Here is a 12,464-nt window from a genome sequence, read left to right as displayed (position 1 = left end):
ATCCGCCACCGCATCCCCACCGCATGCGCCGCGCGCGGGGCGCGCCCATACTGAGTCCGTGAGGCGTACTCGTACGGTCTTGCTGTGCATCGCCGGTCTGATGGGCGCGGCCCTTCCGACGGGGACGGCCGCTGGCGTGGAGACGGCCGCCGCGGCTCCGGCTCCCGGTGCGTGCGTGAACTCTCCCGGCCCCGCCGAGGGCGACGCCCTCAAGGTGCTCACCATCGCGCAGCAGGCCCAACGGGAGTTCGGTCTGAACTCGGTGGTCCTGCGGGTGTCCTCCGATGGCCGCGAGGTGCTCACCAAAGCCCTCGGGGAATCGATGACGGGAGTCCCCGCCGAGCCGTCCATGAAATTCCGTACGGGGTCCGTGGCCATCGTCTACATGGGCGCCGTGCTGCTCCAACTCGTCGACGAGGGCAAGGCCTCACTCGACGACCCCGTGTCCCGGTGGCTCCCGGACGTGCCGCACGGCTCGGAGATCACCCTGCGCATGCTGGGAAGTTCCACGTCAGGCCTGCACGACTACGTCACCGCACCTGCTTTTCTTGCCGAGTTGGAGGCCAAGCCGTTCCGCCAGTGGACGGCGGCCGAGGTCATCGGCATCGCGACGGAGAAGCCGCTCCTCTACGAGCCGGGCACCAACTGGAGTTACTCGCACGCCAACTTCAATCTGCTCGGCGAGGCGTTGGAGAAGATCAGCGGCCTCCCGCTGGACCGGCTGCTGAAGGAGCGGGTGTACGAACCGCTCGAGCTGAGCGGGACCAGCAACCAGTACACCCCGCAGATCCCCGAACCGGTCCTGCACTCCTTCACCTCGGAGCGCGGCACCTACGAGGAGTCCACCTTCTGGAACCCCTCGTGGACCACCACTCCCGGTGCGGTCCTCGTCCAGAACATCTGTGACCTGGACCGGTCCGCGCGCGCCGTCGGGACCGGGGAGCTGCTGTCCGCGAAGTCCTTCAAGACCCAGCTCGACCCGGGCACGATCGGCCTCGGCCACCCGACGGCCTCCTGCCCGGACACCGTCTGTCTCCTGACCAACACCCAGGCCCACCACTTCGGCCTCGGCGTGATCGTCGTCAACGGATGGATCCTGACGAACCCGTCCTTCTCCGGCTACGCCGCCATCCAGGCCTACTTGCCGGCGGAGAAGCTCGCCATCTCCGTCACCGTGACCCAGGGCCCCAAGAGCCCGGCGGGCAACTCGGCCCAGGTCATCGCCGAGCGCATCTCCGCCGCCCTCGCCCCCGGACACGTGCTCAAGATGCGCTGACCCCGTTCTGCACGATCCCGCTGTGCGCGATCCCGTTCTGCACGATCTCGTTCTGGGGTCGTGGCCCTCGATCACCACGGCAACAACTTCGTCGACGGCTACGAGCCGGAGGGCTTCCTCCACGTCTGGGAACGCCCCCGGGACGTCTCCTTCGCCCTCGACGCGCTCGCCCGGGAACAGCCCCTCGGCCCGGTCGGCGTGGCCGGCTTCTCCATCGGCGGTTACACGGCCGCGGCGCTGGCCGGAGCCCGCGTCGATCCGGGGATCCTGTGGGCCGTGCTCACGGGCGAGGCGCCGCTGCCGGAGATCCCCGAGTACCCCGGAGTGCTGGAGGCGGGCTGGTGACCCGGGAGAGCCTGGAGGCCGTACGGGTACCGGTGGCCATCCGCTGGGCCGGAGCGGACACGATCACCCCGTACGAAGCCGACACGCGGCCCTACCTGGAGTACATCCCCACCGCGAGCGGCCGCTCGGTCGGCCCGGCCGTCCGGCACGACGACTTCTTCGCCCCGGAGCCCGCAGACCCGACCGCGAGGGTACGGGCCGGCGAGGATGCGGCGGCCTTCTTCCTGGAGCAGCTGGGCTGACCGGAACGGGGCCGGTGCCGGTGCCGGTGCCGGGTCACAGGCTCGCGAACAGATCCTCCAGCGGCGCCGGTACGCGGTCGGGGTCCAGGGCCTCGACGAGGACGCGGCCGTAGCGGATCTTGCGCCCCTTCTTCGTGCCGAGGAAGCGCCGCACCTGCTGCTGCGCCGTGCGGCCCTGCTGCGCGGGCTGGCGCAGGAAGGTCCGCAGGGCGCGGTGGTCCCCCTCTTCCCGGACGAGCTCCTCCACCCTGGGCACGCCCAGCGCGCGGATGAGCTCGTCCTCTAGGTCCGCCGCGCAGACGAAGAATCCCTGCGGCTCGGCGCCGGCCCGCTCCCAGCCGCGCGCGTAGAAGTCGCGCTCCCTCTCGTCGCACAGGCCCGTGAGGCGCAGGCCAAGGCCCTGCGGCCCGAGGAACCGGGCGAAGCGCGCGACGCTCATCGCTCCGCCCATCGGCAGGACGCAGACCCCTTCCGCGGCCAGGTTCCGGCCCCGTCTCGTGGCCAGGGCGTCGACCGCTTCGGCGTCGCTCGCCCCTTCGAGCAGCACGACGGTCCGCACCGGCAGCCGCGCGGCGAGCTCGCGCGCCTCGTCCGCAGCCTCCCCGGCGACTCCCACGTCGCCGAGCCCAGCGGCGTCACCGGCCGCCCACGCGGTCACTGCATCCCCGAACGCCACCATGTCAGCCATGGGGCGAGTCTGATCGACTTCCAGGCGCCGCGGTACGGAATTTCCGCCGGTGAGGGCCCCCGCCGGCCGGGACCGACTGAGGGGACCGACTGCCGGGGCCGCCTGCCGGGACCGACTGTCCGCAGTGCCCACCGGGACCGCGCGGACGAGCGGAATGCGCCCGTCCCGGCCGACCGGCCCGCTCCGCCCGTCCGCGCGGACCCGGACGATCGAACCTAGGATGGACGGGAACCGGGTGCGGGCGGCTCGCCGCGACGCCGCCAGTCCAGGCCGCCCGGGTGGGAGAGCCATGACAGAGGTCGCCGACACGGCACGGACCGTGATCCTGACCGTGGACGACGATCCGGGAGTGTCCCGGGCCATCGCGCGCGACCTGCGGCGACGCTACGGCTCCGGCTACCGGATCGTGCGCGCCGAATCCGGCGAGTCCGCGCTGGACGCCCTGCGCGAGCTGAAGCTCCGCGGCGACCTGGTGGCGGTGATCCTCGCCGACTACCGCATGCCGCAGATGAACGGCATCGAATTCCTCGAAGAGGCCCTCACCGTGTACCCGGGCGCGCGCCGCGTCCTGCTGACCGCCTACGCCGATACCAACGCGGCGATCGACGCGATCAACGTCGTCGACCTCGACCACTACCTCCTCAAGCCGTGGGACCCGCCAGAGGAGAAGCTCTACCCGGTCCTGGACGACCTCATCACGGCCTGGCGGACCGGCGACCACCGGCCCGTGCCCGCCACCAAGGTGGTCGGACACCGCTGGTCGGCCCCCTCGTCGAGCGTGCGGGAGTTCCTGGCCCGCAACCAGGTGCCGTACCGGTGGTACTCATGCGAGGAGCCGGAAGGGCAGCGGTTGCTGCGGGCGGCCGGCGCCGACGGACAGCGGCTGCCCGTGGTGATCACCCCCGGGGGCACCGTGCTGATCGAACCGGCCGCGCCCGACCTGGCCGCCCACGTGGGGCTCGCGACCACGCCGACCGCCGACTTCTACGACCTCGTCGTGATCGGCGGAGGCCCGGCCGGGCTCGGCTCCGCGCTGTACGGGGCCTCCGAGGGGCTGCGGACCGTACTGGTCGAGCGGTCCGCGACCGGCGGACAGGCCGGGCAGAGCTCCCGCATCGAGAATTACCTCGGGTTCCCGGACGGAGTGTCCGGAGCCCAGCTCACCGAACGCGCCCGCCGCCAGGCCGGCCGCTTCGGCGCCGAGATCCTCACCGCACGCGAGGTCACCGGACTGGAGGTCAACGGCGCGGCCCGCCTCGTCCGCTTCTCCGACGGCTCGGCCATCGGCGCGCAGAGCATCATCCTGGCGACCGGGGTCTCCTACCGCCAGCTCGGGGCGCCGGGCTGCGACGGCCTCACCGGCCGCGGGGTGTTCTACGGCTCCTCGCTCACCGAGGCCTCCTCCTGCCTCGAACAGGACGTGTACGTCGTCGGCGGCGCAAACTCCGCCGGACAGGCGGCCATGTACCTGGCCCGCGGCGCGAAATCGGTGACGCTCCTGGTGCGCGGGAAGTCCCTGGCCGCGTCCATGTCCTACTACCTGATCCAGCAGATCGAGGCCATGCCCAACATCACGGTCCGCACCCGCACCACCGTCGAATCGGCGCACGGCGACGGCCACCTCGAGCAGCTCACCCTGCGCGACGTGGACAGCGGCGCGACCGAACTCGTCGACACCCAGTGGATGTTCGTCTTCATCGGCGCGGCCCCGCTCACCGACTGGCTGGACGGTACGGTGCTGCGCGACGACCACGGCTTCATCCTGGCCGGGCCGGACCTCACCCCGGACGGCCGGCCGCCGGCCACATGGGAACTGGACCGACCGCCCTACCACTTGGAGACCAGCGTGCCCGGGGTGTTCGTGGCGGGCGACGCACGCGCCCGGTCGGCGAAACGGGTCGCGTCAGCCGTCGGAGAGGGAGCCATGGCCGTGATGCTCGTCCACCGGTACCTGGAGGAATCGTGAGCGGGCAGGCGATGCCGTGCTCCCCGCAGGAGATCGCCTCGCTCTTCCTGTTCGAGAAGCTCACCCCGGAGCAGCTCGGGAGGCTGTGCGCCGAGGGTCGCGTCGAGCGGTTCGACACCGGCCCCGTCTACACCGAGGGCGACCCCGCCACCTGCTTCTACGTGATGATCGAGGGCACCGTCGTGCTGTCCCGCCGGGTCGGCGGCGACGAGGTGGAGGTCGGCCGGACCTCCCAGCGCGGGGTGTACGCGGGCGCCATGCAGGCCTACTTGGGCGACCGCGTCCAGCAGACGTACAACAACTCGATGCGGGTGACCGAGCCGACGCGCTTCTTCGTCCTGCCCGCGCAGTCCTTCTCGGACGTCATGCGGGAATGGTTCCCGATGGCCGCGCACCTGCTGGAGGGGCTCTTCTTCGGCGCGAGGAGCACCCAGCAGGTCATCGGCCAGCGCGAACGGCTCCTCGCCCTGGGTTCCTTGTCCGCAGGACTCACCCACGAGCTCAACAACCCGGCCGCGGCGGCCGTCCGGGCCACGGCCACCCTGCGCGAACGCGTGGGCAAGATGCGGCACAAGCTGGCCCACATCTCCCAGGGGAACTACCCCCGCGAAGCGATCGCCGAGCTCATCGAGATCCAGGAACGCACCGTCGAACGCGTGGCGAAGGCACCGGCGCTGAGCCCGCTCGAGGCCTCCGACCGGGAGGACGAGCTCGCCGACTGGCTGGAGGACCACGGGGTCCCCGAGGGCTGGCGGATCGCACCGGTCTTCGTCCAGGCCGGCCTGGACACCGACTGGCTGGAGCAGGTCGCGGCGAGCGTGGCCGGGGACCTCCTGCCGGCAGCGATCGGCTGGCTCAACTACACGGTCGAGACCGAGTTGTTGATGGACGAGATCGACGACTCCACCACCCGCATCTCCCATCTCGTGGACGCCGCGAAGCAGTACTCGCAGCTCGACCGCGCCCCGCACCGGGTCGTCGACGTCCACGAACTCCTCGACAGCACCCTGCTGATGCTCTCCGGCAAGATCGGCCCCCGGATCCGGGTGGTCAAGGAGTACGACCGCTCTGTGCCGGACGTCCCGGCCTACCCCGCGGAACTCAACCAGGTGTGGACCAACCTCATCGACAACGCCGTCTTCGCCATCGGGAGCACGGACCGCGAGGGCACGCTGACGGTCCGCACGGCACGGGCGGGCGACCGGCTGCTCGTGGAGTTCCGCGACACCGGGCCCGGCATCCCGGCCGAGATCCGCAGCCGCATCTTCGACCCCTTCTTCACCACCAAGCCCGTCGGTGAGGGCACCGGTCTCGGCCTGGACATCTCCTGGCGGATCGTCGTCAACAAGCACCACGGCAGCCTCCAGGTCGAGTCGGCCCCGGGCGACACCCGCTTCCAGGTGCTGCTGCCACTGACCGCCCCGGAACCCGAAGCCGAAGCCGAAGCCGAAGCCGTTCCCGAGAAAGAGGAGCCCGTATGACCGCCATCGACGGAGTCGACCCGAGCGTCCCGCCCTCCGGCAGCGGCTGCGCCGATTGCGACGCGGTGGGGGGCTGGTGGTTCCACCTGCGGCGCTGCGCCCAGTGCGGCCACATCGGCTGCTGCGACTCCTCGCCCGCCCAGCACGCCACCGGGCACTGGAAGTCCACCGGGCACCCGGTGGTGCAGAGCTACGAACCGGGCGAGGACTGGTTCTGGGACTACGCGGCCGACGAGCTCTACGAGACCGGCCCCGAGCTGACCCCGCCGTCCGGCCACCCGTCCGGCCAACCGGCCCCGGGCCCGTCCGGGCGGGTCCCCGAGGACTGGACCCGTCAGCTCCACCGCTGATCCGGGCGGGTCAGAACGGCCTCGTCGGCAGGTACTTGCCGTCCAGGGTGATGACCGCACGCTCGCCGCCATCGGGGTCGGCGACCTTCTTCACGTCGAGCTTGAAGTTGATCGCGGAAACGATCCCGTCGCCGAGCTGCTCGTGGACCAGGGCCTTCAGCGTGGTGCCGTAGACCTGGAGCATCTCGTAGAAGCGGTAGATCGTCGGGTCGGTGGGCACACCGCCGGGTACCGAGCCGCGGGTCGGGATGGTCTGCAGCAGCCGCGCGTCGTCGGCGTCCAGGCCGAGGAGAGCGGCCACGGCCTCGGCCGAGGCCCGGGGCAGCGGGTGCTGGCCGAGGACGGCCGCGGTGACGAAAGCGACCGACAGGCCCGCGGCGTCCGCGATGCGCTGCCAGGTCAGGTCCTCGCGGATCTTGGCGTCCACGGCCTTGACGGCCAGGGCCTGACGGGCGGTGTTGTCGAACTGTGCGTGCACCATGAGAGGGCTTCCTTTCGGTGAGCCGCTCACCGGATGTGGGGGCGAGCGGCGGATGGGATCGGGAAATGCGGGCCGGGGATCGGGGGAGCGGAGGCGCTCAGGCAGCGGGAGAGAGAGGGTGCGGGGAGCCGAGCTCCTCGACGCCCCCCGCCCGGATGTCGTAGACCCAGCCGTGCAGGGTCACAGACCCCGCGGCCAGGGCGCGGGCCACCGACGGGTGGGTGGCCAGGTTCGCCAGCTGCGCGCGCACGTTCTCCCGTACCAGGGCATCGACCCTGCGCCCGTCCTCCTCGGCGGCGGTCCGGGCGAGTGAGGCGTCCGCGTGGCGCAGCCAGCCGGCGACCGCCGGGGCGGCGCTGAGGTCGTGCCGCTCGGCCAGGGCCGTCATCGCACCGCAGGCGGAATGCCCGCACACCACGATCTCGCTCACGCCCAGGACCGCGACGGCGTACTCGATACTGGCCGCCACCCCGTCCGTACCGGGGGCATGGGCGGGCACGAGATTGCCGGCGGTACGGATGACGAACAGCTCGCCCGGCTCGCTCTGGGTGATCAGCTCCGGTACCACCCGGGCATCGGAGCAGCTGATGAACAGGGTGCGGGGCCGGTGGGTCGTCGCCAGCAGGGCGAAGAGCTCCGCCTTGGCCGGGTAGACCTCCCGCCGGAACTGCGCGACGCCCTCGATGAGGTCGTGCATGGTCACTCCCTTCGATGACTGCCGACCCGTGGGGCCGACGAGATTCACCATGCACGACCTGCATCTATAGTGTCCAAGACGTATTACCCATGTCTGCTATAGATGACATCTATACTTGGCTCCATGGCCCTGGAACTCCGTCACCTGCGCTACCTTCTCGCCGTCGCCGAACACGCCGGCTTCACCCGTGCCGCCGAAGAACTGCGCATCTCCCAGCCGACCCTGTCCCAGCAGATCAAGCAGCTCGAAGGCATGGTCGGCGTCCAGCTCCTGGACCGCACGGGCCGCGGCGGCGTCCGCCTCACCGATGCCGGCGAAACCTACGTCCAGCACGCGCGCCGGGCCCTGCGCGACCTCGCCGCCGCCGAACGTGCCGTCCACGACGTCGCCGACCTCTCGCGCGGCCACCTCCGGCTGGCCGTGACCCCGACGTTCACCGCCTACCTCGTCGGGCCGCTGGCCGCGGAACTCCACGCCCGTCACCCCGGCATCACCCTGGACGTCAAGGACATGGCCCAGGACCGCATCGAAGCCGGCCTGCTCGCCGACGAGCTCGACCTGGGGATCGCCTTCGTCGGGCCGCACCTGCCCGGCATCACCGCGACCCCGCTGTACGCCGAGACCCTCAGCCTCGTCACCGCGGCTCGCCCTGCCGCCGACCCACAACCACCCTTGCCCGTAGCAGATGTGGCTGACCGTCAACTAGCTCTGCTCAGCGGAGATTTCGCCACCCGAGGCCATATCGACGCCTACCTGGCCGACCACCGGGTACGGCCGCGCATCGCGGTGGAGGCCAATTCGGTCCAGACCCTCACCGAGATCGTCCAGCGCACCGACCTCGCGACCGTCCTGCCCGACGCGGTCACGGAGGACCACCCCCACCTCGCCCCCGTCCCCCTCGCACCACCCCTGCCCACCCGCACGGTCGCCTTCCTCGGGCGCGAGCACGCCTACCGGAGCTTCGCCGCGGCCGCCTTCATCCGGCTCACCCGCCACCACGTCCGGGCCCGCGGCTACACCCCTGCCTGAGCATCCCCACCGTGCCCTGCGCGGCGCAGGGCGGCGGGTGTGGTGCCGTACCAGCGCTTGACTGCCCGGCGCAGGGCGCGGGCGTCGGCGTAGCCGCTCCGGGTGGCGATCGAGTCGACGCTGAGATCGGTGTCGTGGAGCAGCCGGGTGATGTGGTCCCGGCGCACGGTCTCGACCTCCTCGCTCCACGTCGTGCCGTGTTCCTCGAGGCGGCGCTGGAGGGTCCGGGGGCTGAGGGCCATGCGCTGCGCCACCGAGGACAGCGTCGGCGCACCCCCTTCGTGGGCGGAGGCCAGCGCGGTGCGGAACAGATCCAGCCAGTCGTGCAGCGGTATCGCGCTGGCTAGGGTCTGCTCGGCGTGCCGGCGGAGCACGGTCGAGAGCCCGGGCTGGGCGTGCGGCGTCGGGGTGTTCAGGTCGGCGGTGCGGAAGGTGATCGAACTGGCCGGGGCCTCGAACTCGATGTTCCGGGTGCCGTAGAGCTCGATCAGGGCGTCGTGCCGCGGCGGCGCCTTCGCGGCGAGGGAGACCTGCAGGGGAACGAGGCACCGCCCCGTGGCTTCGCCGAGCCGACGCCGGTACAGACCGAGGGCGTAGCCGCGGATGCCGCAGGCCGCCTCGTGGGCTATGTCGGCCCGGTTGACGTGGCCGATGGTGACGCGTTCGCCGTCCTCGGCGATCCGCATGCCGTCGGTCAGGGGGTCGGCGACGGCGGCGAAGTAGGCGGCGGCGTCCCGGATCCCCTCGAGCGGAGTGGGTGCGGAGGTGATCAGGTAGTCCCAGACCCCCAGGGTGCCGATGCTCGACTCCCGCGCCAACAGCACGGACATCTCGGTCCAGTGGGCGTGGACCGTCGTGAGCTCCGCGATCCGGATGGCCGTCGCCGAGGGAGTGCGGAACCGGTCGTCGTCGAGGTGCTGGGGCGCCATGCCCGGCAAGTGGGCGTATCCGTGCGGGCGTATGCCGACCAGTCGCGCGACGTTGACGCTCAGACGGGCGAGGGCGGAGGAGGTTGTCCCCTGATGTGCGTGCGAGACCACAGTGGCAGAGCATAGTCCAGCGCGAATTGCCAGGTCATCGTGAGGGTTGGGCGCCTACGGCCCCCAACACGGCGTGCAGGGTCCCCCCTTGGCGCGGTCGGTCCCCTTGGCGGCGCGTGCGGCCCTGGGGGAGGCCAACTGCCCTGCCGTAGCGTGGCGATCATGCCCGCACGGCACGGCACGGCACGGCACGGCACGGGCGGCACGGATACGGTGAAGCTCCCCCACGGGGGTGGGGGGCTCGCGATCCGGCCGCGCGGGGTCCGGCTCCCGGCCTCTGCGCCGAGGGTGCGGGACGACGGAACCGGATGCTGGGGGAATCGACATGTTCACGGTGGTCTCGTCCGACGGTACGGCGATCGCCGCCGAGCGCCACGGCACCACGGGCCCGGTACTGATCCTCGTCGGCGGCACCTTGATGACCCGGGCCCGGCACGCACCGCTCGCCGCCCTCCTGGCGCGCGAGTTCAGCGTCGTCAACTACGACCGGCGGGGCCGCGGTGACAGTGGCGACCACGCCGCATACGAGGTGCAGCGCGAGGTCGACGACCTCGACGCGCTGATCGAGCACGTGGGAGGGCCGGTGCTGCTCTTCGGGATGTCCTCCGGAGCGGTCCTGGCGCTGGAGGCCGTGGCCCGGGGCAGCTCGGTCTCCGCCCTGGCCCTCTACGAGCCGCCGTTCGTCGTCGACGGCACCCGCCCGCATCTGCCGGCCGATTACGTGGACCGCGTGGAAGCGGCCCTGGCCCGGGGGAGCGCCGGCGAGGCCCTCACCCACTTCCTGACCACGGGCCTGGCCCTGTCCGATGAGGACATCGCCAGGATGCGGAACACCCCGGTCTGGGCCGCGTGGGAGGCCGCCGCCCCGACCTTGCCCTACGACGGCCGGATCATGGCCGGCACCATGTCCGGCCGGCCGCTGCCCACCGACCGGTGGTCCTCGGTGCGCGTGCCCGTCCTGGTCGGGCACGGCGGCGCGGGCGAGACGTACATGGCCCACGCGGCGAAGGAACTCGTCTCCCACGGCGACAACTACACCCTGCACACCCTCCCCGGCCAGACCCACGCCGTGGACCCGCAGGCCCTGGCGCCCGTGCTGACCGCCTTCTTCCACGGCCTGATGCTGGACGCGCGGCCGGCCGGGGAGGCCGTGCTCAGCAGCGGCGGCGGTCCTGGGTGACGGCGCCCTGGGCCGTGGCCACCGTGCGGTCGTAGCAGCCGCCCGGCACCCCGGTCCCGTACAGCCGGTAGCGGGCGGAGGTGGTGGCGACCGCGTGCCGCTGGTCGCGCGGGACGTTCGCGGTGTAGGTCGCGTCGCCCGTGTACCGGTCGTCGAGCCGGGAGCGGCCGGTCTCCCGTCCACCGCGCAGGATCACGGTGTCCGCGCGGTCGCCCAGCGAGATGACGGTGCGGAGCCGGTCTCCCGCACCGAGCGTGGTCTCACCGTCCATGGTGTACGTCCGGCTGGTCCGCGTGGTGACGGCCCCGCGCGTCACGCTCTCCTCGTCGGTCCAGGTCGCGGTGAGCGCGTCGCGGTCCTCTCCCTCGGTCCAGCGGTGGACGGAGCCGAGCCGCACAGTGCGGCTGACGGTGGTCGTGACCCGGCCGTGGGAGGTGTCCAGGTACCCGGCCACGGTCAGCCGGTGCCCGCCCTCGGTGTCCACCCGGTGCTCGGCCCCCGGCGCCGCGGGCGTCCAGCGTGAGGAGTTGGCCGGATCGCTCTGTTCCTCGCGGGTCAGGGCCCCGCCGACCACTTCGCGGCCCGCGTCCTGCCAGAGCAGCAGATTGGTGGGAGTGCTCCAGCCGCTCTGCCCGGCCGGAACTCCGGCGACGGAGACCTCGATGCGGTGCGGACGGCCGTCGTTGAGGAGGGCGGCGTACGGGGTGAGGTCGTAGCGCAGCGGCTGTACGTCGAAGGCGCGCGGACCCGGGGTGACGTACCAGAGGAACGGGTTGGACCAACCACCGGTCCAGACGGTGGGGAAGGGTACGGCGATGCCGGCGAGCCTGCCGTCGACGGAGATGCGGACCTCGCGGTGGGGGCCGCCGGCGGCCTTGCAGGAGTACGGGGCGGGGTCCGGGGCGCTCAGGTACCAGTACTCCTCACAGCCGCCGCCGGAGCCCGTGGCGTAGACCTCGGCGAGGAGCCGCTCCGTATTGCGCGGGAGCGTGACGGCCGGCGTGGTGAGCGGGACGACCCGGTCCGGGGGGACGACCCGCTCCGGCGTGCGGCCGGCTTCGGCCGCGTCCTCGGCCGCGTAGAACGTCAGGGTGACCTTGACGTCGATGACACCGGTGTAGGTGTCGTTCACGACGTTGCCGATGAGCATCTCGACGGGCTGCGGGCGGCTCAGCGTGTCGCGGTACCGGGTGACGTCCTTCTCGACGGACCAGGCGATGCCGTCCGGCGACGGCTGGGGCGTGGAGGTGCGCAAGAGCTCCACGCCGCCGAGGGAGAGATGGCCGAGGCGGTCGTACTGGCGCCCCTTGACCTTGCCGTCGAGACGGAGCACGACCTTCGCCCAGTCGGCCGGACCGCAGGCGGTGGGAGGCGCGTAACTGCCCCGGTACGGGGTGAAGTCGCGGAACTGCGCCTCGGCCAGGGCCACCTCGCAGGACCGCGTCGCGGGCCGGGCCACGGGCGGGGCGGCGGTGAGCGGATCGTGCCAGTCCGTTCCGAACTCGGCGGGCGGTGGCGGCTGCGCGCCCGTCGGTGAAGGTGCGGGGGCCGGGGCCGGGGTGGGCGCGCCGCCGGGTCCGGCCGCCGCTGCCGGGCCCGCGGCCGTGAGGGTGGCGGCCGCGAGGGCGAGCGCGCCCAGCGCGCCCGTGAACCTGTGTCGTCTCATGGGCCCGCAGTGAATCCCGGCCC

General features: G+C 72.1%; 13 protein-coding genes. 8 read left to right on the top strand and 5 right to left on the bottom strand.

The window, feature by feature from the left end; genetic code table 11:
• Positions 1-58 precede the first annotated feature (58 nt).
• From ACFYM0_RS04300 to ACFYM0_RS04290, 3 genes are read left to right on the top strand one after another with little or no spacing between them, the layout of a single operon-like run.
• Complete coding sequence (locus ACFYM0_RS04300) at positions 59-1,276, top strand: serine hydrolase domain-containing protein (RefSeq protein WP_388496337.1); 1,218 nt, start codon at positions 59-61, stop codon at positions 1,274-1,276.
• Between the two features lie 60 nt (positions 1,277-1,336).
• Positions 1,337-1,621, top strand: coding sequence for a hypothetical protein (locus ACFYM0_RS04295; protein WP_388496336.1), 285 nt, complete (start codon positions 1,337-1,339; stop codon positions 1,619-1,621).
• Positions 1,618-1,863 (top strand): hypothetical protein, encoded by a 246-nt coding sequence (locus ACFYM0_RS04290; protein ID WP_388496334.1) that lies wholly within the window; start codon positions 1,618-1,620, stop codon positions 1,861-1,863. The genes ACFYM0_RS04295 and ACFYM0_RS04290 overlap by 4 nt, the downstream gene beginning before the upstream one ends.
• Positions 1,864-1,897: 34 nt before the next feature.
• Here the strand turns inward: ACFYM0_RS04290 and ACFYM0_RS04285 are convergent, their stop codons facing one another.
• The gene (locus ACFYM0_RS04285; RefSeq protein WP_388496332.1) at positions 1,898-2,551 is read right to left on the bottom strand and encodes a TOPRIM nucleotidyl transferase/hydrolase domain-containing protein; all 654 of its coding nucleotides are present in this window, start codon (positions 2,549-2,551) and stop codon (positions 1,898-1,900) included.
• A 289-nt stretch (positions 2,552-2,840) separates the two neighbouring features.
• Here ACFYM0_RS04285 and ACFYM0_RS04280 point away from each other — a divergent pair, with 289 nt between their 5' ends.
• The 3 genes from ACFYM0_RS04280 to ACFYM0_RS04270 are packed head-to-tail and all read left to right on the top strand — an operon-like array spanning position 2,841 to position 6,348.
• A complete protein-coding gene (locus ACFYM0_RS04280) occupies positions 2,841-4,517 on the top strand; it encodes an FAD-dependent oxidoreductase (RefSeq protein ID WP_388496331.1) in 1,677 nt (558 codons plus the stop codon).
• An 11-nt stretch (positions 4,518-4,528) separates the two neighbouring features.
• Complete coding sequence (locus ACFYM0_RS04275) at positions 4,529-5,998, top strand: ATP-binding protein (protein ID WP_388496740.1); 1,470 nt, start codon at positions 4,529-4,531, stop codon at positions 5,996-5,998.
• A complete protein-coding gene (locus tag ACFYM0_RS04270) occupies positions 5,995-6,348 on the top strand; it encodes a UBP-type zinc finger domain-containing protein (protein ID WP_388496330.1) in 354 nt (117 codons plus the stop codon). Before ACFYM0_RS04275 ends, ACFYM0_RS04270 begins: the two co-directional genes overlap by 4 nt.
• A 10-nt stretch (positions 6,349-6,358) precedes the next feature.
• Here the strand turns inward: ACFYM0_RS04270 and cynS are convergent, their stop codons facing one another.
• Both cynS and ACFYM0_RS04260 read right to left on the bottom strand, forming a co-directional pair.
• Entirely contained in the window at positions 6,359-6,829 is a 471-nt protein-coding gene (gene cynS, locus ACFYM0_RS04265) for a cyanase (protein ID WP_327256981.1), read from the bottom strand.
• Between the two features lie 97 nt (positions 6,830-6,926).
• Positions 6,927-7,526: a carbonic anhydrase gene (locus tag ACFYM0_RS04260; protein ID WP_388496328.1), complete on the bottom strand. Its 600-nt coding sequence runs from the start codon at positions 7,524-7,526 to the stop codon at positions 6,927-6,929.
• Between the two features lie 123 nt (positions 7,527-7,649).
• Between ACFYM0_RS04260 and cynR the strand changes: the two genes are divergently transcribed.
• Entirely contained in the window at positions 7,650-8,555 is a 906-nt protein-coding gene (cynR, locus tag ACFYM0_RS04255; protein WP_388496326.1) for a transcriptional regulator CynR, read from the top strand.
• Here the strand turns inward: cynR and ACFYM0_RS04250 are convergent.
• The gene (locus ACFYM0_RS04250) at positions 8,540-9,595 is read right to left on the bottom strand and encodes a helix-turn-helix domain-containing protein (RefSeq protein ID WP_388496325.1); all 1,056 of its coding nucleotides are present in this window, start codon (positions 9,593-9,595) and stop codon (positions 8,540-8,542) included. The genes cynR and ACFYM0_RS04250 overlap by 16 nt on opposite strands.
• Positions 9,596-9,920: 325 nt before the next feature.
• On the opposite strand from ACFYM0_RS04250, the gene ACFYM0_RS04245 reads away from it, so the two are divergent.
• Positions 9,921-10,775: an alpha/beta fold hydrolase gene (locus ACFYM0_RS04245; protein WP_388496324.1), complete on the top strand. Its 855-nt coding sequence runs from the start codon at positions 9,921-9,923 to the stop codon at positions 10,773-10,775.
• Here the strand turns inward: ACFYM0_RS04245 and ACFYM0_RS04240 are convergent.
• Complete coding sequence (locus ACFYM0_RS04240) at positions 10,750-12,441, bottom strand: peptide-N4-asparagine amidase (RefSeq protein ID WP_388496322.1); 1,692 nt, start codon at positions 12,439-12,441, stop codon at positions 10,750-10,752. The two genes, ACFYM0_RS04245 and ACFYM0_RS04240, sit on opposite strands and share 26 nt — an antisense overlap.
• Between the last annotated feature and the right edge of the window lie 23 nt (positions 12,442-12,464).

The sequence above is a fragment of the Streptomyces sp. NPDC006487 genome (genome assembly GCF_042870555.1).
Lineage (GTDB): Bacteria > Actinomycetota > Actinomycetes > Streptomycetales > Streptomycetaceae > Streptomyces.
Note: the sequence above shows the minus strand (reverse complement) of the source record. Positions and strands in the feature narration are given on the sequence as shown.